This window comes from Ruegeria sp. HKCCSP351 (assembly GCF_017872535.1).
In the GTDB taxonomy this organism is placed as follows: domain Bacteria; phylum Pseudomonadota; class Alphaproteobacteria; order Rhodobacterales; family Rhodobacteraceae; genus Ruegeria.
Map to the genome: position 1 here is coordinate 88,852 of NZ_JAEDOV010000009.1, position 23,179 is coordinate 112,030.

At 55.6% G+C, this 23,179-nt stretch carries 20 protein-coding genes and 1 pseudogene; 5 read left to right on the plus strand and 16 right to left on the minus strand.

Annotation, left to right across the window (positions count from 1 at the left end; genetic code table 11):
* Positions 1–140: 140 nt before the first annotated feature.
* The 12 genes from I9182_RS17035 to I9182_RS17090 form a co-directional block, all read right to left on the minus strand.
* Positions 141–1,412, minus strand: coding sequence for an AGE family epimerase/isomerase (locus I9182_RS17035; RefSeq protein ID WP_209599088.1), 1,272 nt, complete (start codon positions 1,410–1,412; stop codon positions 141–143).
* 67 nt (positions 1,413–1,479) lie between these two features.
* Positions 1,480–2,547, minus strand: a complete 1,068-nt coding sequence (gene ugpC / locus I9182_RS17040) for a sn-glycerol-3-phosphate ABC transporter ATP-binding protein UgpC (protein WP_209599089.1) — start codon at positions 2,545–2,547, stop codon at positions 1,480–1,482.
* Between the two features lie 11 nt (positions 2,548–2,558).
* Complete coding sequence (locus I9182_RS17045; protein ID WP_209506774.1) at positions 2,559–3,401, minus strand: carbohydrate ABC transporter permease; 843 nt, start codon at positions 3,399–3,401, stop codon at positions 2,559–2,561.
* Positions 3,402–3,411: 10 nt separating this feature from the next.
* Entirely contained in the window at positions 3,412–4,362 is a 951-nt protein-coding gene (locus I9182_RS17050) for a sugar ABC transporter permease (protein WP_209599090.1), read from the minus strand.
* Entirely contained in the window at positions 4,344–5,603 is a 1,260-nt protein-coding gene (locus I9182_RS17055; protein ID WP_209599091.1) for a sugar ABC transporter substrate-binding protein, read from the minus strand. The genes I9182_RS17050 and I9182_RS17055 overlap by 19 nt, the downstream gene beginning before the upstream one ends.
* 35 nt (positions 5,604–5,638) lie before the next feature.
* Complete coding sequence (locus I9182_RS17060) at positions 5,639–6,790, minus strand: aminotransferase class I/II-fold pyridoxal phosphate-dependent enzyme (RefSeq protein ID WP_209506771.1); 1,152 nt, start codon at positions 6,788–6,790, stop codon at positions 5,639–5,641.
* A complete protein-coding gene (locus tag I9182_RS17065; protein WP_348540342.1) occupies positions 6,783–7,532 on the minus strand; it encodes an FCD domain-containing protein in 750 nt (249 codons plus the stop codon). The genes I9182_RS17060 and I9182_RS17065 overlap by 8 nt, the downstream gene beginning before the upstream one ends.
* Positions 7,533–7,945: 413 nt before the next feature.
* On the minus strand, positions 7,946–9,181 hold the full coding sequence (locus tag I9182_RS17070; RefSeq protein WP_209599092.1) for a Tm-1-like ATP-binding domain-containing protein: 1,236 nt from the start codon (positions 9,179–9,181) through the stop codon (positions 7,946–7,948).
* Positions 9,178–10,662: an aldehyde dehydrogenase family protein gene (locus I9182_RS17075; RefSeq protein WP_209599093.1), complete on the minus strand. Its 1,485-nt coding sequence runs from the start codon at positions 10,660–10,662 to the stop codon at positions 9,178–9,180. The genes I9182_RS17070 and I9182_RS17075 overlap by 4 nt, the downstream gene beginning before the upstream one ends.
* Before the next feature lie 4 nt (positions 10,663–10,666).
* Complete coding sequence (locus I9182_RS17080; protein ID WP_209506768.1) at positions 10,667–12,184, minus strand: tripartite tricarboxylate transporter permease; 1,518 nt, start codon at positions 12,182–12,184, stop codon at positions 10,667–10,669.
* A 12-nt stretch (positions 12,185–12,196) separates the two neighbouring features.
* Positions 12,197–12,736, minus strand: coding sequence for a tripartite tricarboxylate transporter TctB family protein (locus tag I9182_RS17085; protein WP_209506767.1), 540 nt, complete (start codon positions 12,734–12,736; stop codon positions 12,197–12,199).
* Positions 12,737–12,809: 73 nt separating this feature from the next.
* Entirely contained in the window at positions 12,810–13,754 is a 945-nt protein-coding gene (locus I9182_RS17090; RefSeq protein ID WP_209599094.1) for a tripartite tricarboxylate transporter substrate-binding protein, read from the minus strand.
* 113 nt (positions 13,755–13,867) lie between these two features.
* On the opposite strand from I9182_RS17090, the pseudogene I9182_RS20455 reads away from it, so the two are divergent.
* The 5 genes and pseudogenes from I9182_RS20455 to I9182_RS17110 form a co-directional block, all read left to right on the plus strand.
* Positions 13,868–14,014 (plus strand): annotated as a pseudogene (locus tag I9182_RS20455) (helix-turn-helix domain-containing protein); the annotation flags it as partial.
* A gap of 48 nt (positions 14,015–14,062) precedes the next feature.
* Complete coding sequence (locus tag I9182_RS17095) at positions 14,063–14,677, plus strand: IclR family transcriptional regulator C-terminal domain-containing protein (protein ID WP_245222709.1); 615 nt, start codon at positions 14,063–14,065, stop codon at positions 14,675–14,677.
* Positions 14,674–16,029, plus strand: a complete 1,356-nt coding sequence (locus tag I9182_RS17100; protein ID WP_209599096.1) for an aminotransferase class III-fold pyridoxal phosphate-dependent enzyme — start codon at positions 14,674–14,676, stop codon at positions 16,027–16,029. The genes I9182_RS17095 and I9182_RS17100 overlap by 4 nt, the downstream gene beginning before the upstream one ends.
* Before the next feature lie 148 nt (positions 16,030–16,177).
* On the plus strand, positions 16,178–17,467 hold the full coding sequence (locus tag I9182_RS17105; RefSeq protein ID WP_245222699.1) for an aminotransferase class III-fold pyridoxal phosphate-dependent enzyme: 1,290 nt from the start codon (positions 16,178–16,180) through the stop codon (positions 17,465–17,467).
* Positions 17,464–18,417, plus strand: coding sequence for a phosphotransferase (locus I9182_RS17110; RefSeq protein WP_209599097.1), 954 nt, complete (start codon positions 17,464–17,466; stop codon positions 18,415–18,417). The genes I9182_RS17105 and I9182_RS17110 overlap by 4 nt, the downstream gene beginning before the upstream one ends.
* Before the next feature lie 124 nt (positions 18,418–18,541).
* Here I9182_RS17110 and I9182_RS17115 read toward each other — a convergent pair whose 3' ends face one another.
* The 4 genes from I9182_RS17115 to I9182_RS17130 all read right to left on the minus strand — a co-directional run bounded on the left by I9182_RS17115 (position 18,542) and on the right by I9182_RS17130 (position 23,124).
* The gene (locus I9182_RS17115) at positions 18,542–18,700 is read right to left on the minus strand and encodes a hypothetical protein (RefSeq protein WP_209599098.1); all 159 of its coding nucleotides are present in this window, start codon (positions 18,698–18,700) and stop codon (positions 18,542–18,544) included.
* Between the two features lie 338 nt (positions 18,701–19,038).
* Positions 19,039–20,820, minus strand: a complete 1,782-nt coding sequence (locus tag I9182_RS17120) for a thiamine pyrophosphate-binding protein (protein ID WP_209599099.1) — start codon at positions 20,818–20,820, stop codon at positions 19,039–19,041.
* On the minus strand, positions 20,820–22,229 hold the full coding sequence (locus I9182_RS17125; RefSeq protein ID WP_209506761.1) for an aldehyde dehydrogenase family protein: 1,410 nt from the start codon (positions 22,227–22,229) through the stop codon (positions 20,820–20,822). The genes I9182_RS17120 and I9182_RS17125 overlap by 1 nt, the downstream gene beginning before the upstream one ends.
* Positions 22,210–23,124, minus strand: a complete 915-nt coding sequence (locus I9182_RS17130) for a sugar phosphate isomerase/epimerase (protein WP_209506760.1) — start codon at positions 23,122–23,124, stop codon at positions 22,210–22,212. The genes I9182_RS17125 and I9182_RS17130 overlap by 20 nt, the downstream gene beginning before the upstream one ends.
* Positions 23,125–23,179: the final 55 nt, after the last annotated feature.

Sequence of the window (23,179 nt, forward strand, 5' to 3'; positions counted from 1 at the left end):
ATGTCGCGCTCCTTTTTATTGCCAAAACCGGTCACTAACCGGCATACGCGGTGTTATGTATTGATCAACCACCACCAAAGCTCTTGGCAGTTCCGTGCGGTTCACCACAACAGACCCCGCAAAGTGAACCTTTGAGCAGACTAAGAAAACGGCGTCTGAGGCTTGTCGGAGTATTCCGGTTTCTCAAGCGGTATCATCCTCGACAGACGTCCTGACAGCGGAAACAGACAGGCTTGCAACGAGTGATAGATGTCCGGCTTGCCGTCAAAAATAGATGTCACTACAGCGCCTGCCCCATCCACTGCTGGAAACCAGCCGCCATGCTGATGATCCACAAATGTTTCATTCGCATAGGTCCAGAGCTTTCTGTACCACTCCTCGTCTTCTGGCCTTCTGTCTAGCGCGATCAGAGCCGCAACCGCCCCAATGGCTTCGGTGATGGGCCACCAGAACCGCGATGCATTGGCAACGCGGCCATCAAAATCGAGTGTATAGGCCAAACCGCCGCCAGGCAGCCACGCATCATTCAAAGCCTGCGCAATCAAGCGGCGCGCCCTATCCAGAGCATTGGGGTCGGTTCGGCCCGACAAATCCCAATGCTGAAGCTGAAGCCGCCCCAGTTCGAACGAATGCCCCGGCGTTGTTCCGGAAGGTCTGAACATCGGGTCACCCGCATAATCCCGGTTGATCTGCCAATCAGACGAATAGTGTTCGGGAAGCCGCCAGTTTTCACTGGGTGCTATTTTACCAATGAAGAAGTCCAGAATGCGACCAGCCCGGAACAGATAAATCTCGTCCCCTGTGGCCTCAAAGGCCGCCAGCATCGCCTCAACGCCGTGCATATTCGCATTCATTCCACGATATGTGGAAAACGGCGTCCAATCCCTGTTCCATTCATCGCGAAACAGGCCTGCTTCTTCGTCCCAGAAGTGTTTTTCCAGAACACTTCGGACATCTGTCATTAGCTTGTCTGCATCGGGGTGACCCGCCAGTTTCGCACTTGCCGAGGCAAGAAGGACAAAGACATGCCCATAAGCAAGCTTGCGGTCATCCTTGATCTGATCCCCATCCAACGCCCAGAGATATCCGCCGTGGTCGCGATCTCGGTGATGGCTTTCGAGAAATGTCATGCCGTGATCAATGATCCGTTCAGCGCCTTTAAAACCAGACAGATGTCCTAGTGCATAAGAATGAATCAACCGGGTCGTCGTGTGCAGCTCCTGCAGCTTGCCGGGCAGAGGGCTGCCATCGTGACCAAGTGTATGAAACCCAGGCTCATCCCGGCAACTCGCGCTGAAGAACGTAAGTTGCCGCTTGGCCTCGTTCATCAACCAATCGCGATGTCTTGACGTTTCAATCCAAAACCCGGCTTCGGACTGCGACCCAGGTAGCAACAGCTGGTTTTCGTTCATCTAAAGATCCCGCGGATGGAGTTCTGTCGCGTGCGACGAAGCCCGATCTTCTAAATTATCCACCATCTCAGCAAGCCCGTCGCAACGCTGTACCATCCGAAGCAAACAGATGTGCATTCTGCGCTTGAATACGCAAACCGAGATGGTCCCCGGATTTCACGGGGATATTGCCATGCTTGCGCACCATCATGGGGCCTATCCCCTCGGCATTGACGTAAATGTTCGTGTCCGATCCCAGATGTTCAACAACATCCGCCACGGCCGACAGATCACCGGCACCGTTGTCCACAACATCGATATGTTCCGGCCTTACACCCAGTTCTTTCGCCTGAGCGGTAAGGGGTTGATCGAGCATCCTGATTTCAACCCCATTCCCGACATTCACACCTGTTTCGGTTCCCAGAGCGGGCACAACATTCATGGTGGGTGAGCCGATAAATTGCGCAACAAACTTGTTGGCCGGTCTTTCATAAAGCTCGAGCGGGCTGCCGACTTGCTGGATATCCCCTGCGTTCAGAACAACGATCCGATCTGCCAGCGTCAACGCTTCGACTTGATCATGGGTCACATAGATCATGGTCGCACCTAGTTTTTGATGCAGCCGCGCAATCTCCAGCCGCATCTCGACACGCAAAGCCGCGTCAAGGTTTGACAAAGGCTCGTCAAACAGAAAGGCGCGTGGGTCCCGGATGATGGCCCGCCCCATGGCAACCCGCTGACGTTGACCACCCGAAAGGGCCTTGGGCAAGCGATCCGTCAATTTGGTCAACCCCAGCGTCTCTGCCGCCTGGGCGACCTTTGATATGCGTTCAGCCACCGGAGCTTTGCGGATTTCCATCGAAAAACCCATGTTCCGCGCAACATCCATATGCGGGTAAAGCGCATACGATTGAAATACCATCGCGATGTCCCGATCTCTTGGCCTCACATCGTTCATACGCTCGCCATCGATCAGAAAGTCGCCGCCTGATATCGGTTCAAGACCAGCAACCATGCGCAGCAAAGTGGACTTGCCGCAGCCTGACGGGCCGACCAGAACGATGAACTCACCATCCTGAATTTCAAGGTTGATGTTGCGCAGGACCTCAACGGATCCATAGCGTTTTGCAACGTCACGAAGTTCGATACGTGCCATGATCTGGCCTCCTATCCTTTGACCGCGCCGGACGTGAGGCCCTGCACGAGATAGCGTTGAATGAAGATGAAAAAGAGGCAACTGGGGATCAGTGCCAGCACGCCGGCCGCCATCATTTGCCCCCAATCGACCGAGAATTTGGAAACAAATGTCAACAAGCCAACCGGGAATGTCATCGCGTCGTTCTTTGAAATCAGCATCAACGCAAACAACAGCTCGGACCATGCGGCAGTAAAGACAAATCCAAGCGTCGCCCCGAGACCGGGCAATGTCAGTGGGAACACCACTTTGCGCAGCGCCTGAAACCGCGTACAGCCATCCATCATCGCCGCGTCTTCCAGATCTTTGGGAATGCCATCAAAGAAAGACTGCATCAGGAAAGTAGCAAAGGGGATGTTGAACGCAGTATAGACAACGATCAGACTTGTCAGCGAATTCAGCAGTCCGAGGTCGGCAACAATCTTATAGATCGGTGCAATGATCATCAGAAGCGGGAACATCTGGGTGATAAGCATCAAGGCAATGATGATGCGTTTGCCCGCGAAAACGAAGCGCGAAAAGGCATAGCCCGCCCCAGCCGCAAACAGAGTAGTAAAGAACGCAGCCCCCAGCGACACCACAAGAGAGTTCCGGAAATAGGCCACAAAGTCGGTCTGAAAAATGACCGTCTTGAAATTTGAAAAGGTGACCTCGCTTGGAAACAGCCGGGTGCCCTCTGAAAAGATCAGCGCGTCCGGGGTCAACCCGATCTTGAGCAACCAATAAAGCGGGAACAACGCAAAGATCAGATAGAACGCAAGTGCCGCGTATTTGCCCACAACCAGCAGGGGGTTGGGTTTCCTGACAGCTGACATGGCCAACTCCTCAAATCTTGACCAGCTTCTTGCGAAGCCAGAGCAGGATAACGGCATAGATCAGAAGGATCAGCAGCAGCGCCACAGCAATGGTTGACGCGTAACCGAAGTCCAATTTGCGAAAAGCGGTGGTGAAGATATAGGTCGACAGGATTTGCGTCGAATTCGCAGGCCCGCCACCGGTCATCACATAGATCAGGTCGGCAAAGTTGGCGATCCAGATTGTCCGCAGCATCACGGTGATCGCGATCATCGGAGCAAGAAACGGCAACGTGATCTTGGTGAAGGTCTGCCAGGGGGTCGCGCCATCGACTTCTGCGGCCTCATAAAGCTCATCGGGTATTGATTGCAAAGCCGCCAGCAGCGTGATCGCAAAGAACGGCACGCCGAACCAGATATTTGCCGTGATCGGACCCCACATGGCAAGCTTGGGGTCGCCAAGGATATTGTAGGGCTCTGACAGAATGCCAAGCGCGGCCAGCCAATGCGGCAGCGGGCCGATGACAGGGTTAAAAAGCCACGCCCAAGTCAGCGCGGAAAGGAAGGTCGGGACAGCCCAGGGTAGGAAAACAAGCGCCTGAAAAAGTTTCTTTCCAAAGAACTGCGTATTCAAAAGCATAGCAAGGCCAAGGCCAAGCAGAAACTGGAACGTTATCGACCAAAAGGTCCAGAACAGCGTGTTCTCCATCGCGATCCAGAACTTGCGGTCTCGCCACAGGTCACCGTAGTTTTCAAAACCGATCCAGCCAGAAGCAAAAGGCTTTAACAGCTCAATGGATTGGAACGAATATGAGATTCCGATGATTAGCGGAACCATGATCACCGCACCGATCAAAAGAACTGCGGGCGACAAATAGAAAAAAGGCTCGACCATGTATTGCAGGTAGAGCGAGCGTCGTGCCCGGGTTTCCCCGGGCCTGACAGTTTTCTGAATGCGCGAAATCACTGTTTTGCCTTCCACTTGGCATGCTCGTCGGTGAGGAACTCTGCCCACTCATCCGCGACGTCCTGCGCACTGCGCTGTCCCAACAGGGCTTCCTGACTGGTTTCCAGCAGAAGTGTGCTGCCAAAATAGCCCCACTGCTCCAGGTTGGTTGGCATTGTTGTCGGCACATATTGCTCACCGTTCAGTTCTTCGAACCAGCCTTTGAATTGCTCGGTCTGGAAATGAGGATCCTGATCGGCGCCTTTGTGGATCGGAATGACGCCAACACGCTTTGCCCACGTGGCGTTGGCTTTGGGCGTCGACAGGGCCGCAACCAGATCAAAGGCTTCGTCTTCATGTTCAGTTGCATTGAAGATCGACCAGCCTGCGAACCCAATGGTCGGGAAAGCTTTGCCCGAAGGTCCAACAGGCATCGGAATGACCGCGAAATCTTCGGCAGGCATCCGCTCGGCAATAGCGATCAGTGCATCCGGGTCCTGATCGAGGAACGCACAGGTGCCGGAATAAAAACCAGCCACAATCTCGTTAAAGCCCCAACTGACGGCGTCCTTGGGCGCATATCCGTTCTGATACATGTCGATCATGAACTGGATGCCTTCGACCGAGCCGGGCTCGTTGATGCGGCTGACACCGTCTTTTGTGAAAAACTCGTTGGTGCCGTTCATGGCTGCGGCGAACATGATCCAGCCATTTGTTCCACCGGGACCACCGCGCAGACAGTATCCGTACTTGCCGTCAAGCTCGGACACCGCGGCAGAGGCAGCCTTGAACTCTTCCATCGTAGTCGGAGGGGTGTCGATACCGGCTTCGGCCAGCAGTTTTTTGTTGTAGAACATCGCCCGCAGGTAGAAGCCGTACGGGATCATATAGAGATCACCCGCCTGGCTGCCCATGGCAACGGTCTTGTCTGTCAGCGTTGCCCCGTGTTCCCATCCAGCGACATGGTCCTTGAGACTGACCAGCTGATCGGACCCGGCATAAAGAGCCTGCCAGGTATCGGGCATTTCAACCACATCCGGGATGTCGCCACCTGCCACCATTGTCGCCAGCTTTTCGAACGCGTTGCCCCACGGCAGCGATACAATCTCGACAGTGACGTCGGGATTATTGGCTTCAAATTCATCAACCAGCCCCTGAAGCACCTCTGTACGCTCGGGGCTCGTAATAACCTCGACCAGTTTCAGTGTGGTCTCGGCATAAGATGCCGAACCCATGAACACGGCCGCAGCCGTCATTCCTGATAGTAGTTTTTTCATGTTTTCCTCCTGTTGATTTTATTGAGCGAACAGTTCTAAGCCGTACTTTCGGCGAGAGCCGAAGCAAAATCGGCCCATAGATCTTCTGCCGACTCGAGCCCCAAACTCAGGCGCACCAGATTGGGTGAGACCCCAAATTTCTGCATTGAGTTCTGTTCGCCAGCCTGAGCAAGCCCAACGCGCGCAGGCAGGATCAGACTTTCGAAGCCGCCCCAGCTCACGCCGAGGCGGAATAGGTTCAAAGCATCAGAAAACTTTGCGATGTCGACACTGTCATCAAACTCAACCGACATAAGTCCGGACCGCCCCGTCAACCCGGGAACGTCGTTGGCCCCGGGTGAGTTGACTCGCCTCACCTGCGAAGCAGTGGCCAGGCGATCGACGAAGATGTTGGCAGTCGCCTGATGCTGCATCATGCGCGCATGCAAAGTACGCAGGCCGCGCGTCAACAGGAACGCTTCAAAAGGTGCCAGTTTAGCACCAAGCAAAGGAAGTGTCAGATCACGGATGCGGGCGATATGGTTTTTGGAGGCAACCACCACGCCCGCAACCGTGTCCGAGTGCCCCGAGATATATTTCGAGGCTGAGTGGATGACGATATCGATGCCCAGTGTGAGGGGGCGTTGGAATACCGGGCTTGCCCATGAATTATCGATCATCGTCAGCACATTGTGGCGTCTGGCATGCTCTGCGACGCGGCGCAGATCCATCGCCTCAAAAACGACGGAACCGGGACTCTCCAGATAGGCTAGCGTTACATCGGCAAGCAGTTCGGGGTCGTTTTCGAAACGCTCCGGCACGTGATAGTCGATATGCACCCCGAACGGGCGCAGGATGCGCTCCATAAACCGGAATGTGTCCGGATAGACATGTTCGACGCAGGCAATCCGGTCACCGGGTTTGACAAATGCCAGCAGCGTCGAAGAAATTGCGGCCATCCCGGAAGCAAATGCAACGGCTGTCTGACCTTGTTCGGCTTCAGCCATGAGCGTTTCAAACGCGGCGACGGTCGGGTTTTCCACGCGCGTGTAGATGGCTGTTTCTGATCTTCCCGCCATCCGGTCTTCAAAACTCTGATAATTGTCGAAAGTGAATAGTGAGGTTTGAACAATAGGCGGCGTGACCGAACCTGCCGCGTCCGGGAAGATTGCTGCAAGACGCGTTGCAAGGTCTTTGTAATCAGACATTCTGACTTTCCATGATTTCCAGGACTTCTGCTTCGACCATGTCCATGATCTCACCGACAATCCTTGCGGCTTCTTCTGCTCTGCCAGCGACGACTGCTTCGGCAAGTTGCGTGTGCATTGGAATTGTGGCTTGACCCAAGTGCGGTTGGCCGAATGGTGCTTCGTATACTTCGTTAAAGGCTTCTTGAATCTGCCGGATTAGCTGACCGAACAATGGGTTTCCGCACGCTTCGTGCAGTGAAGCGTGAAACCGGTAGTCTGCCTGACGCCAGTCCTCACCCGCAGAATGAACAGCTATGAGTTCTGCAACGCGGGCCGAAATCAAAAGCCGCTGCGAGTCTGAGCAATTCAGTGCTGCCAACCTTGCTGCCTCAATTTCCAGTGGCCGACGCACGGCGTGCGTCCGCAAAAGGCTTTCGGCTTCGAGCTTCAGCGTGAATGGAAGGTGGATCGTGTTGGCAGATACCTCGGCCGCCAATCGCGTCCCGGCTTTCTTATTCCGCACAACGATGCCCATGTTCTGCCAGCTTGTCAGGGCCTCGCGAACCTTCGCCCGTCCGATCCCAAGCTGATTTGCAATTTCGATCTCTGGCGGCAGGCGATCGCCTACTTTCAAACCTTCCAGTTCGATCATTCCAGAGAGAGCATCCAGAACGTCCCGGCTACTACTGCCAGGCGGCAGCGGCTTCAGGGAATTGCCGACACTCTCAGCCGTTTCTTGTGGAGGTGTTCTTGTTTCCACGTGCCACTGCTCCGAATCATGGTCCAATCATTGATACATTTAATGTCCGACAAAATAAACTATAATGTCGGACATTAAATTTTTTCGTAAGGCAAACCGGAAAGGTTCAGCGCAGATTATCTGCGGTCCATTGCAGCAGGATCGTCACCTTTCACAGGTAAGCGAAGGAAGGTGTAGCGGCCCAATATCTGAAGCTGCTGACCTGGTCCCCATAGTCGCGAAGACGAGGGGATCAGCAGTCAAGCAACTGAATTGCATAGGGATTAACCGAGTTTGGAAAACGGAAACCCTTCAGGCGCGTGTGGGGATTTGGATTGCGACCTTCAGGTTCCGATACCGCAGGTGCAATCTAGAATCTTGGCCACCGATACCGCACCGATCGATCTTCTGGCCATCTAAGTGTCGGCGTGCAACTAGACAGAGATTGTCCCGTCGGCCCGCCAGCCGTCGAAAATCTCCAGCGCCTTGTCCGAGAATGCCTTGTCGTTGATATGACAAGCCAGCCTGTGTGCCTCGACCGTCTTGGGTAAGTTGGCTTCAATTCCTGTTAGAAACGCCTTAAGGCCATCTGGATTATGGAGGTCCGCGCCCTCGCGATCCCATTCCCCCAGGCCATGCTCAGGCAGAATGATCGCTGTGGGCCCCTTCGCCTTGGCGAGTTGATCACAGTGGGCCAGCGCCACCAGGTTCGTTTCGGCGGCTTGCAGAACGACCGAAGTAATCAGGCGGTTGTGGGCGTGCTTGAGGTGACTATCCCACTTTGTTGCAACAGGCTGCCAGCCAACCACATCGACCAGATCATAGCACCCGGGAGATACGATCTGTGGCGTTCCGGTCAACCCGGCATTTGTCAATCGATCCGCACCAGCCGAGATGTTTGATCCGTTGACATGGTTGCCCAGCTCCTGCGTGCAGAAATCGAACACACAGGCAAAGGCTCCTTGTGCTGCGAGGCTTTCAAAGGCGCGCCCGCCCATGCCGGTCGCATGGAATACAGCCACTTCGAAACCGCGCGCCTCTAGCGCGGGTTTCAGCGGGATCACGTATTTCAGTGCAGAGGTGCCAAGTGACGTCATTCCAACAAGCGGCTTGTCAGGGTTTGGCCTCTGCGCCGCCTTGGCAGCACCTAGTACAGCGCCCGCAGCCTGACTGAGGGAGGCCTTGCAGACCGAGTTCAAACCATACAGCCCACCAGCCCAGAGGATCATCTGCGTGTCAGCAGCTAGTCTTTCGGCAGGGATCAGTGGCGAAAAGGATACCGTAGAGACGATGTATTTTGGGGTGCCGAGTGGCAGAGCCGAGGCCACGTCCAGCGCAAGATCCGTACCCATCGTACCGCCCAGCACAATCATGCCGTCAAATTGTCCTTCGGCGTGAAGGCGCGCCGCCAGCAGACTGGCACCTCGGGCCATGATTTGCATCGCGTGGTTTTCATCACCGCTATCGATAGCGGCCTGTATCGTGCTGCCACCTTCTGCGGCGACATCATGTTTCGAGTAGTCCGTAGGCTTTGACGGGTCTCCAAGTACTGAGACATCCATCGTCAGGACTTTGCCGCCCTGGTCGCGGATCACGCCCGAAAGGAAGCCAAGCTCATCATCTTTGGTGTCAAAGGTGCCAATGACCAGAATTGTTTTTGCGTCATTCATAGCTTTATCCACGCGGTTTTAAGATTCACGTATTTCTCGATGGCATGCAAAGACTTATCGGATCCATTTCCGGATTGCCCTACACCACCCAATGGCACCGTACCATCGGCCCCGCCATATGTGTTGATATGCATGACCCCGGTTCGAACGGACTTTACCATGTGGTGAGCGCGGCTGAGGTTGCTGGTCCATGCCGCCCCGGCAAGCCCGAAAACTGTGGAATTAGCCAATGAGATTGCTTCTTCCTCTGTTGCGAACGAGGTAACGCCCAGAACCGGACCGAACACTTCCTTTTGTGCCAAAGTCGCGTCGCGGGTCACACCGGTCACGATTGTCGGGGCCATGTAGTAGCCGCCCGTGTCTTGCAAAACACGGGATCCACCCATGACAACCCGCCCACCTTCCCGTGTTGCGGTGTCAACGAAAGCAAGGTTCGCTTGCAACTGCGCTTCTGAATTTACAGCCCCGATTTGAGTGTCGATCCTCAACGGATCACCCACACGCATTGCTTCGGACACCTTTACGACAGCGGCGACAAAATCGTCATGGATCGCATCCTCAACCAGCAGACGCGACCCAGCCACGCAAACTTGACCTGCATTACGGAAGATCCCGGCGGCCGTAACCTTGGCGGCTTCATCCAGATCTGGGGCGTCGGCAAAGACTATGTTGGGGGACTTGCCGCCCAACTCCAGATACACCCGTTTCAAATTGGACCGCGCTGAATATTCCATCAGCCGCCGCCCCGTCATCCCCGAGCCAGTAAAAACAAGGACATCCACATCCATCGACAAGCCCAATGTCTCGCCTACGACATGGCCCTTGCCAGTGACTGCGTTAAGGACACCGGGTGGCAGTCCGGCTTCTAGCGCCAGGTCCGCCATCCGCATTAACGACAGCGACGCGGTTTCGGCCGGTTTTAGGACCACAGAATTGCCCACCGCCAAAGCAGGTCCCAGCTTCCACGCACCGATCATCAGCGGAAAGTTCCAAGGGATGATTGCCCCCACGACACCCACAGGCTCTTTATAGATCATGCCGAGGATGTTGCCGGGTGTCGGAGCGATCTCGCCATAAATCTTGTCGAGGGCTTCTGCGTAGTACCGGATCGTCGCGGCGGCAGAGAGGGGCTCGGCCTTCAGCGCCATGCTGATTTCGGTTCCATTGTCGCGCACACCAAGGACAGCCAGTTCCAAGGCATTGACCTCGATCAGATCGGCCCATTTCAACAGCACTTTCTTGCGAGCGGCTGGTGGTTGACCCGCCCAGCGGCCATCGTCGAAAGCGGCGCGGGCTGATGCGATTGCTGCTTCCATGTCGGCAGGTGTACCAGCCGCTACCGTGGTCAGGACCGTCCCGTCGATTGGCGAGATTATCTCCATCCGCCCACCATCGGAAGCGGCGACATGCCTGCCGTCGATCAAGTGATCAAACGCGGCCACCGGTCGGGCCCGCAGGGCATCGATCTTGGACTGATCCATCAAGTTACCTCGTATGGCTGTCGTGCATGTCGTGGTCTTCTTCCGGCTGATGAGCGCGCCATTCCTTGATCAGCGTCCGTAAGTGCAGAGCCAGAACAATGACGATCAGACCGAATATTATTGCCGCAATCGGTCGGTCGATCATGTCCAGTGGCGTCTTCAACCGCGGCAGAGCCGAGCGCAGCTTTACCTCCATGATACCACCAAGGACCATGCCCAGAATGATTGGGACAATCGGCAAGTTCAGTCGCTTTAGAACAAGGCCCAACACGCCAAAGCCTGCCGAGATCATGCAGTCGGTCAGTGAATTGCGGAGCGAATAGACACCCACAAAGGACAACAACAAGATCATCACACCCAGAAAGCGAGTCGGTACGCGGATAATCCTGGTCATAAGGTTTGTCGAAAACAGCAGAAAGACCATAACGATGACGTTCAAAGCGATCAGCGCAAAGTAGAGGCCGTAGACCAGATCAATATTGTTCTGGAACAGCTGCGGTCCCGGGATAACATTGTGAACATAAAAGACCGACAGCATCATCGCTGTCAGCGCCTCACCCGGAATGCCAAGCGCAAGCAGCGGGATCATTGCCGCAGCCGGAACCGCATTGTTGGCCGCCTCCGAAGCAATCAGACCTTCCGGGGATCCTTTACCGAAACTATCCGGATCTTTCGAAGTTTTTTGCGCATAAGTGTAGGACATGAACTGGGCTGTGAACTCGCCCGTGCCAGGGATCATCCCCAACAGGACACCAAAGCTCGACGCAACAGTTGCTACGCGCTTGTGGCCCAGCAGTTCCTTAATACCGGCCCCCATCCGGCCGGTAACTGGCTGGGCGTCGGGGCTGCTGTCGGGTGTTGTTAATAGAAAAAAAGCTTGGCTGAGCGCGAAGAGGCCCAACACCACCACAATAAGGTTCACCCCCGACGATAAGAACGATAGCCCAAACGTGTAGCGTTGTGTGTATGTCACTGCGTCAAGGCCAATGGTCTGCAGGAAGATTCCGAACATCGCCAACAAACCTGCTGCAAAGATCTGCCCCCGATGCGCAAGGATCACTAGAATGATGCCTAACAAAGCGGCAAGAAAGATTTCTCGGCTACCAAACATTGGCGCGATTAAAGCAAGCACCGGAGACAGCAGGATCAGGCACAGAATGCCAAATATGCCACCCCAGAACGATGCTGAATATGCGAGTGATACCGCACGGTGTGCCTCACCCCGTTCTGTCATCGGATAGCCATCATACGAGGTCAGGGCGTTTACCGCCGTGCCTGGCGTGTTGATCAGAACTGCTGGAATAGCACCTCCGTACATTGACGATCCGTAAATTCCCAACAGCATCGTAAGACCAACGATTGGATCTAGGGAGAATGTCGCCGGTAGCAAAATCGCAATAGCGACAGCCGGTCCGACGCCGGGAATTGCTCCGATAATCACGCCGCCGATTGAACCCACGAGCAAGGCCAGCATGACATCCCAGCGCGCAAGCATTTCCAGTCCGGCAATCAGGTTTTCCATATTTTGCGGCCTCTAGAAATGCGTCAGCATGATCTGCCGCAGACCCTCGGGCAAGCTCTCGTAGATCAGCCCTGACGGCAGATTGACTTTCAGAAAGGTCTTGAACAGAAGCACGATCACCACCGCCGAAAAGGTCGCAGCGATCAGGGTAGAAACCTTTCGGTAACCGGCACGCAAGGACAATGCCAAAGCGAACAAGACGGTGGACGGCAGATAGCCCAAATACGGAACGACCAGAGCATACAGGACAAACCAGCCTGCATATTCCAACGACGCGAGCCAGAGCTGAACTTCTTGCCAGCGGCCATCTAAGCGCTCGGACAAGGCGGATCCCAAAAGGTGAAACGCGGCAAAGATGACCATACCGCTCAGCGACACCGCTGGCCAGAACCGGGGTTGCGCAAACAGTTTCCCGCCATTGCGCCACGCGGTTTGGTCCATCAGTTGCGACAGAAGAAAGACCGAGACGACTAGAACTAGCCACGCGAAGACAATATCGCCGGGCCTGCGGTAGCGCTTGAAGAGCGACTGGAGCGTTTTGACGCGCGACATGGATTTATCCGTTGCAGGAGAAAGCAGGTGGATGGCTGGGCAGTCCAATGCTGCCCAGCAGGCAGGTCCAGCCCTATTCGGACAGCATGGATTCGATTCCGGCCAGAGTCTGCGTATCCTTCTCAATTTGCGAGACTACGTCCGCTGCAGGCTGCCAGTAAACCAATGCGCCAGTCTCGGCAGCCAGCGCTTGGGCGCGGTCGGACATCACGGTCTTTTCCGCGACTGCGATGATTTTGTCCTGCACGTCCTGAGGAGTGTCGGCACGGACAAAAAGTCCATTCCAGAGAGACACGTCCAGAGTAGGTGCAAGTTCTGCCACAGTCGGTGTGTCCGGCGTCAAATTGATGCGCTCGGACCCGATGGATGCCAGAACGCTCACATCTTCGAGGCAGGGCAGGATCAGCTGCAGCGTAGTGTTGATGACATCGACGTCGCCCGACGCCAGAGTGTTGCAGTCAAGCGCGTCAAAAGCGGCGTCAGAGGCGTAGGAGAAACCCATCTCCTTGGCCAGCCCAAGCGTCACCTGCGTCGGAACCAATGGCGCGCCGAAGTGACCGAGCACAACGTCGTTGTCCTGTGCGTAGGCCGCCAGTTCTTCCATAGTCGTATAGCCCGAGTCACCGCTCGTCGCGATCACAAAAGGATAGGTTAGAAAGTTGCCAAGCGGCACGAAAGGGTCGGGGTTCAGCTCTGGGATACCGATTTGCGGGCCCACAACCGGGATGGCGATGATGAATGACCCAATCGTATAGCCATCAGCGGGGGCATTTGCGACTTCAATCGCACCGGGGAATGGACCACCGCCGCCACCGGGCTTGTTCACGACAGCGGTGGGAACGCCATAAGCCTCTGAGAAGTCCTCGGCGATCATACGCGTCAAGACATCTTCCAGGTCGCCCGGAGGCCATGGAACAACAAACTCAACGGGTTTTTCCGGATATTCTGCCTGCGCTGCTCCAGCAACCGCTGAAATCGCAATCGCCATGGCCGTTGCGGATTTGGTTAGTTTCAACATTTCGCGCTCCCAGTTGGTGGTTCATATAACGAACCGTTGTTTTATAAAAAAGGTTGCCTTGTTAATGAACTTCTGTCAAACTTTTTTTGCGCCCCGCAATTGAAAGGTTCTCAATGTCGTCGGCTACGAAAGCTCTTGAACTGCTGTCTTACTTCTCGATCTCTCGCCCGGAAATCGGGTTGTCGCAGCTGTGCCGGATTGCAAAAAGAGACAAGGCGACAACATATCGACATCTTCAATCCCTTGAAAATGCAGGGTTTATTGAACAAAATGCACTTACCAAGCAGTACCGCTTAGGTCCTGCGGTCATGCAACTTGCGCAGATACGCGAGGCCACGGTTCCCCGTAAAGAAGGCGCACGCCACGCTCTTGCCGCCCTCGCGGATGCGACGGGCGAGACTGCGCATGCCACAGTACTCTCCGGGCAAACCCTTTATGGGCTATGCGAATGCGAATCCCCTCGCCACGCGATCCGTGCCGTCATTGATCTGAACACCTTTCCCCTTCATGCGACTGCATCCGGCCTGTGCGCACTGGCGTTTGGGCCAGAAGATCTTCTCTGTGTCGCGGCACAGGATCTTGAAAGATTCACCGCGAACACACCAACTGATACCGATGGCCTGACCTCATTGGTTGACGCCGCCCGCGCAACCGGAATTGGGCGCGCATATAAAAGTTATGCGGAAGAAACCTATGGGCTGTCAGCCCCGGTCTTTGACCAAACAGGTCAATTCGCCGGCGCGGTGGCTGTTGCTTCTGTCGCCACGCGCTTCACCCCGAAGTTAGAGCAGACGATCCTGGCAGAGCTGATCATCGCCGCACGCGAGATTACCCGAAACTGGGGCGGAGTAATTCCCGCCCATGTCGAGGCGGCCTGGGCTCACTCCGTCAAGCAATCGAATGCAATGGAACCTGCATCATGAAAGACTCAAATTTCCTGAAAGAACACAACGGTCGTCTGATGTGGCACCCGATGACCTCTCCGAAGGACAGTGCAGACCATCCGCCGAAGATTATAACCGGTTCAGAAGGTGTATCAATTATTGACGTCGACGGGCATCGGGTGGTCGACGGCGTTGGCGGTCTCTGGAACGTCAATCTCGGCTATTCTTGCCAACCCGTCAAAGATGCAATTGCTGCCCAGCTTGACACCCTCCCCTATTATTCCACGTTTCGCGGCACTTCGAATGACGTCGCCATCGAGCTCTCGTTTGAGCTAAACGCATTCTTTGCACCCGACGGCCTTTCGCGTGCGTTCTTCACCTCGGGCGGTTCGGACAGCGTCGAGACGACTTTGCGCCTCGCGCGGCAATACCACAAGCTTCGGGGTGAGGCCGGGCGCACAAAATTCCTCAGCCTAAAGAAAGGATACCACGGAACGCATGTCGGCGGGGCCTCTGTCAACGGAAACGCGAATTTTCGCAACGCTTACGAGCCTTTGTTGCCTGGCTGTTTCCACATCCCGGCGCCTTACACATATCGCAACCCTTTCAACGAAACAGACCCCGAGAAGCTGGCACAGCTATGCCTACAGGCATTGGAAGACGAGATTGCGTTTCAGGGAGCCAACACAATCGCAGCCATGATCATGGAACCAATCCTTGGGGCGGGTGGCGTGATCCCGCCGCATCCGTCCTTCGCTCCTGCAGTGCAAGAGATTTGTAACCGAAACGGGATCCTGCTGATCACGGACGAAGTCATCACAGCCTATGGCCGTACCGGCGCATGGTCTGGTGCCCGCCTTTGGGGCATCCAGCCAGACATGATGGCCACAGCGAAGGCGATTACCAACGGATACTTCCCGTTTGGTGCGGTGATGCTTGGCGACCGGATGGTCGAGGCCTTCGAAAACAACCCTGACGCCAAGATTGGCCATGGTTACACCTATTCCGGCCATCCAGTCGGGGCTGCCGCTGCGCTTGCTTGCCTTGCGGAAACCAAACGGCTCAACGTGGTCGAAAACGCAGTGGCACGCGGCACCCAGCTTTATGAGGGTTGCATCGCACTGATGAAGAAATACGACATCATCGGGGATGTGCGTGGTGGCTACGGCCTGATGACTGCAGTCGAAATGGTCAGCGACCGTAACACCCAAAAACCGATAGACACACCAACCGCGTCAACCGTTCAGGAGGTGGCCTATCAGAACGGAGCAATGGTACGGGTCTCGGGACCTAACTTGATCCTTTCACCCCCTTTGGTGCTGACCGAGGGCGATGCCAGCTTAATCCTGGCCGCGCTTGACGCCGGTTTCACAGCCGCAATGGAACGCTAAGCGTGCCCGAGACCGGCATTGCCTTTCCGGGGGCAAATAGCAGACCTGCGATCCGGGCCGGAACCGCGATGCGCCAAAAACCTCACGTGCGATCAACGGCCACAACATCGTCGTTGAGCTCAGGTCATGACGGAATGGGGATTAAGCTTTGACCCGCAGTACAGCAGATCTGGTGGCCGCGCGCAGGCGGCTGATGGGGCCAAATGTTTCGACATTCTATGAGGAACCCGTCCACATTGTGAAAGGCGACGGGGTGTGGCTCTGGGATGCGGGCGGCCGCAAGTACCTGGATTGCTATAACAACGTGCCGCATGTCGGGCATTGTAACCCCCGGGTGGTCGAAGCGATTTGTCAGCAAGCCAGCACATTGAACACCCACACACGCTATCTGCACGAGGGAATCCTTGAGTATATCGAGCGTCTGACTGGAACGATGGCCGCTACGTTGGATACGGCAATCTTGACCTGCACCGGGTCCGAGGCCAATGACATCGCCTTGCGGATGGCCGAGGCCGTCACCGGCAAACGCGGTATCATCGCCACGGATGCCACTTATCATGGAAATACCTCACTCGTTAGCCAGCTCAGTAAGTCTAACTTGCCCTCTGTGAGCTTTGGTCTGGAAAAGTACTTCCGCTTTGTCGATGCCCCGGACAGTTACCGTTCACCTGACGCCAACGGGGTTCACTTCGCCAACACAGTAGCGGCCCAGATTGCACAGCTGAAAGCTGACGGTACCGGTTTTGCGGCCCTTGTCGTTTGCCCCTACTTCCTGAACGAGGGTTTTCCCAACAATCCGGATGGCTGGCTGAAACCCGTGGCGGACATTGTGCGTAACGCAGGGGGCATGTTGATATGTGACGAAGTTCAGTCGGGCTTTGGCCGCACAGGCACGCATATGTGGGCCCATGAAAAGATGGGTGTCATCCCTGATATTGTGACCATGGGAAAACCGATGGCCAATGGTCATCCGGTTGGGGGCGTGGTTGCGAATGCAGATACAGTCGCGGCTTTCCGAAAGGGTTATCGTTATTTCAACACCTTCGGCGGAAACCCCGTCTCTTGTGCCGCTGCGATGGCCGTACTTGAAGAGATCGAGAACAGGGCACTTATTGAAAACGCAAAACGTGTCGGGGACTATGCCCGCGAAAGGTTGTGGGCGATAGCCAAACGGCATGATGTCATCGGGGACGTCCGTGGGTCCGGCCTGATTTTCGGAACCGAGATGGTCATAGTTCGCGACAGCAAGACACCTGCGACCGAATTCACAGATCGCGTTATCAATGCGATGCGACAACATGGAATTCTGTTGTCCAGATTAGGGCGCCATAAGAACACGCTGAAAATACGACCACCAATGCCATTTTCCAAAGAGAACGCCGATTTGTTGGTCGATACGCTGGACTTGGTCCTGAACGAGGTGCCGCTGCACCCATGACCAATGTTGAACTCGCATTATCTCTCTGGGGTCTCGAGAACACAGAAACGACGCTCATCGCAGAACGGGAAAACGCCATCTACCGCGTTGATACACCGTTGGATCGGTATGTCCTCCGACTCCACCGCCGAGGCTATCGAACAGACGCACAGCTGCAAGCGGAACTTGCTTGGATGGCTTGGCTGGATCACGCAGGCCTCTCAGTACCCGCCCCGGTTCCAAGTCTTGCCGGTCCAAATTTACAGTTTGTCTCAGGGACACAAGTCGACATCCTGACATGGCTGGATGGTAAAACTCTTGATGTAGCTTTATTGTCCTTGCCGTTATCCCAACAATGTGACCTCTTCTTTCGCCTCGGTCAGACCATGGCTCAACTTCATGACACTAGTGACCATTGGCCGAGCGCTAAGGGATGTGACAGACCGCATTGGGATATTGATGGACTTGTCGGCAAAGATCCCATGTGGGGCAGGTTTTGGGACAATCCAGGGCTCACACCTGACGAGAAAGCGCTTTTCCTCGCCTTTAGAACCAAAGCCCGGGATCATCTGACGCGGCTTTCTGCAACGTTGGATTATGGTCTCATCCACGCTGATCTCGTGCCTGGCAATGTTATGTGCTCGGCCGACGCATTGCATCTTATCGACTTTGACGATGGCGGCTTCGGTTTCCGCGTGTTTGAACTGGCCACGGCGCTGCTGAAACATCGCTGGGACCCAGGTTATCCGGCTTTCAAAGCTGCGATGATCGACGGATATACGCGTACTCGCCCAATGAACACAAACCACTTTCTGCTGTTTCTCGCTCTTCGCGCCGCGACCTATGTGGGCTGGAATATCACGCGCGCAGACGAAGATCCGACACAAACCCGAAATGCACGTTTCATCGCGCAAGCCAAGGAACTGGCGGTTGCGTATCTCGAGCGGTATCATCAAGTTACAAGGGATTGAGCTATCGGATCGACGAAACAACAGACCGCTTTAAAGTACGCAATGCAGATGCGGTGCTTTCATTCGCCAATGTCGTTCAAGTCGGTAGTGCGTATTTTTCACTCATAACTCAGAATGATCTCTGTCAGACCTGCCGGGACGCACTGATTGCTGTCAGGACCAGCGGCACCCGATAAACCAAGTGCACCAAGTACCTGCGCGGATGAACGACAATGGCGGTAGTTGGCCATTCATTTTGCACCGCATGATCCAACGCTGCCTGAGCCACGGTGTTAACTGCCACGTGTGTGACAAAGCAATTGACGAATGATGCAAGCGAGTATTGAAAAGACCTTCGCGCTCGACCCGATTTCAGAGAACAGGATACTGTAAACGGCAAAAAAGAACTGGATGAACAGGACCCTGCTTCGGTCAGAGAGGAACTTCGCTAAAAAATTATATGGCTTACATGGTTTCTTAGTTCAGGAAGTGCGGACGTTTGAAAAAGACTATTCTAATGCCTGATCCAGCTTACTCTGTCGACCAGAGGCTCAGAGTAGGCACTCTCGTCATTCCTAGCCCAAAGTCTGCGACACATTTTTAACTCCAAGTGTTGGGCGCGGTTGGCCGCGCCCAGCATCTTCAGGTCGCCACGTGAGAGATCTCTTTGTCGGGTGAGTAAATGTCCAAGATGTTCCAGTGCCCGGTCGTTGGTGTTGGATTGTTGATCATTGGGACATCAAGAACGGTTGGTTTGCCGCTGGCGATTGCCGCTTCCAATGCGGGCAACAATTCATCAGCAGCACTAAGCCTGTGCCCTTCTGCACCATAAGCTCGTGCAATGTCTGCATAACCCGGTCCGTTTGCAGGAGCTGCGGCTGATCCGGGGAACGTGGTCCCATATGTCAGACCGTAATGCGCCTTTTGAAGGCCTGCGATAGTGCCGAAGGCGTTGTTGTTCATAACCAGCCAGATAATGCCCAGATCAAGCTCGACCGCGGTTGCCAGCATCGACGGGTTCTGACCGAACCCCCCATCGCCAACAAGACTTATCACCACACGGTCAGGGGCTGCCAGTTTTGCGCCGATCGCTCCCGGAGGGCCAAAGCCCATCGTCGCGAACCCGCCCGGGGTCAGGATTGAACCGGGGGTCAGGATATTAAATTGCTGTCCGACACCGTTCTTGTTCCACCCAACGTCCGTGGTGATGATGGCATCATCGGGCAGTGCCTTGCGGGTATCTGCCAGAATGCGCTCGGGCATCATCGGAAAGGCCGATGAGGTCACCATGTCCACGTTGCGCGCTTTGAAGTCCGTTCGGAAGTCTGCGATCTTCTGTTCCAGCGCGGGGCGGTTGAAACCGTCCGGATACATCTCGCGGGCGACCCGATTGAGGACACGTAACGCGGCCTTGGCGTCAGCAACGACTCCGATCTCGGTGGGATAGTTCCGACCAATCTCCTGCGGTTCAATGTCGATATGAATGACCTTGGACCCGGGGATGTTGAACGTATAGCCAGGATACCAGCTGGAACAATCTGCCTCTTTAAACCGTGTTCCCACGGCAAAGATGTAGTCCGCATTCAGGCAGGATTGGTTTACCAATTCGGTGCCCCAAAACCCAGTCATTCCTAGCACAAGTGGGTGGTCGTCCCGCAGCGCACCTTTGCCCATCAGGGAATGTGCGACGGGCAAGCCCAAATGTTCAACGAACTCGCGCAACTCCTCACCGGCTTTCGCCAGAAGGATACCACCGCCGACGTAAGCAACCGGGTTTTCGGCTGTAGCCAACGCTTCGACAATCTCTCGCGCTGTTTCATCGTCAATCGACGGTTTTTTGAGCGCGCGCGTGTTATCGCGGATACGGTCGAAGCTGTCCGAGGGGATCACCTCGGAGAAGATGTCCATCGGCACATTGACAAGCACCGGCCCGGGCTGGCCGCTTTCGGCGAGGTGAAACGCCTTTTCCAGAATCTCGGCCATCAGGTCTGCCCGATCTACCCGCCAAGCGCGTTTGACAAAGGGGCGATAGATCTCCCACTGGGCAGCGTCTGCGTGCAGGTTCACCTCTTGATGCGGATGTTTGCCGTAGTAATGCGTGGGAATATCGCCTGCGATCACCACCATCGGGATACAGTCCAGTGCCGCGTTGGCGACCCCGGTGGCGCAGTTAGTCAGCCCCGGGGAGAGGTGGGACAAGACCACCGAGGCCTTGCCCGTCACGCGGGCATAAGCGTCCGCCGCATGGCTGGCGATTTGTTCGTGTCGTACTGTGACGAAATCGATGGAACTTTCCGCCAGCGCAGCCAGAACCGCAATGTTCGTGTGCCCGCACAGGCCGAAAACGTGCTTGACCTCACGGCGTTCGAGAAAGTCAACGATATGTTCGGCAACGGTTTTGCCGTCCAGTTTCGCTCCGTCCATCACGCGACCTCCTGTCCGTAGAACTCACCGAACAGGTCCTGCTCCGAGGGGCGATCCTCGGGGATCGGACGGCTGACCCAGGTGTAGTTCATCATGTGTTTCATGGTGACATTTTCATTGGTGATGTTTCCGCCCCAAATGCCGCAACCAAGGCTGCTGGTCATAGGCATACCGTTAGTCCAGGCACCCGCATTGGCCTTGGACTGAGGCTGTCGAACCATCATGCGGCTGACTGGAGCCAGGCGCGCCAACCGGTCGATGTGATCGTCATTGTGGCTGTAGATGCCGCAGGAATGGCCCTTGCCCCCAGTGTTGTAGATCTGGCTGACCGTTTCCAGCGCGTCATCGAATGTGTCGAAGTGATATAGCGCCATCAGCGTGGTCAGTTTTTCCTTCGAAAACTTGTGCTGAGGCCCGATTTGCCCCTGATTTTCAACCATCAGGAATTTGCGATCTTCTGGGATCGAGAACCCGGCTACCTTGGCCGTTTGCTGAGGCGGACAGGCGATGGTCGGGAACGTGCGGTTGCCCTTTTCGTCCCACATGACCTCTTCGAGCATGGCCTTCTCTTCGTCCGAACACAGGTATCCACCTTCGGCCTCCAGCGCCTTGACCATATCGTCGTAAACCGAACGCTGGATAATGATGTTGCCGTCGGCCGAGCAGCCCGACCCAAAGTCGGAGGTCTTTGAAATGCGTGTGTTCTGAGCGGCGATGTCCAAGTCGGCTGTCTCATCGATGACAATGGATGAATTGCCCGCGCCGACGCCATAGGCTGGACGCCCTGAACTATATGCCGCTTTGACCATGGGCTTGCCACCCGTCGCCAGTGTCAGGTCACAAATCTCCATGAGGTGCTGTGTTAACGGGATCGATGGTTTGCGGATCGACTGGAATAGGTCTTCGGGGGCACCGGCGGCGCGGCAGGCTGCGCGCATGACCTCGACCATCTCAAAGGTGGTATGGGCGGTTCGCGGGTGCGGGCTGAAGATGACCGCATTCCGGGCGTTCGCGGCGGACACGCCGGTCACTGGCGGTGTCATCGCAGGGTTAGTCATGGGAATCAAGGATGCGATCACACCGGCAGGTTTGGCGTATTTCACGAGCCCCTTTTCTTCGTCGACTTCGACGATCCCCGTCGAGGGCGTGCGCAAGACATCACGCAGTACCATGTGGATTTTGAACCGTTTCGCTGGACGCCCTTCACGATCTCCGATGCCGCTTTCGTCCACGCCTTGCTGGGCCAGGCGCGTGAAGGTTTTCTCGTTCCCCGCATACCACGCGATTGCTTGGGACAGGCGGTCCAACCTGCCCTGATCCCAACCCTCGATCTCGGCCATGGCGGCGCGGGCGCGTGCCAGCATGTCGGCCGCCATGTTGCAGTCGTTTTCAGTGAGCTCTTTGCCCATGATGATCCTCTTGGTGTTTTGGAATTGCAGCATCGGGCATACGACGCTGTGACCGCGCCTCGCCGAATGTTCGCTTGGCGTGGCTGAGACAGCGACGCGCGTGTTCTTCATATCCCAACTCGGCCACGCGGCTTTGGTTGGGCAGTTCAATTGAATAGTCGACGGGTGGCATCCGTTCGATGATGCCGGTGAAATCGATCCATCCCTCACCGGGATATAGCCGCGCATCACGGGCCAGTTGGATCATGCCCTCACGCGTATCGGCGATGCCGGGCAGGCAATCAGAGATATGCAGGAAGTGAAACAGGTCTGAGGGGACGTGCAAGAGCTCTCCCAAATCCACACGGCTGAGGTGCAGATAAAGCGTATCGACCAGAATACCTCCATTCGGCTGATCAGAGGCGCGGACTATGTCCAGCGCCTCATCCAGAGTGCGCAAGCGAGAGAAGCTTGGAAATTCTAGGTCCACAGTTAGACCATACGGCGCCGCCAGTTCGCAGGTCTCGGAATATACGTCGATCAGGAAATCACGATCATCGCGGGTGTTGGTCCACGCGCTCATGATCATACGTTTGGCGCCGAGTTTCCCACCGATCTCCAACGAAGGCTCAAAACTGCGCGGATCGACATCTTCGGTGATGCGCGCAAGCTCGACATCAAGGACTTTCAAACCGGTGGTAGTGAGAGCAGTTTTGGTAGCCTGCACCTGTGCCTTGTCGATTGGGGATTGAGTGAATTCACCGGGCACATGCATCGGAATAAATCGGGGACTGACGGCATCGTAACCGGCCCGTGCGGCGATATAGACCAACTCGGGCGGCGTACAGCCAATCAGCGTCAGATGCGCCAAAGAATAGAGAGAGGGGCTTGCGCCTGCCTCTTCGGGTTTCACCATGAACGACAGCTCCACGTGCCTGCGAATCTTATTTCATCACACGTTATTAAAAATA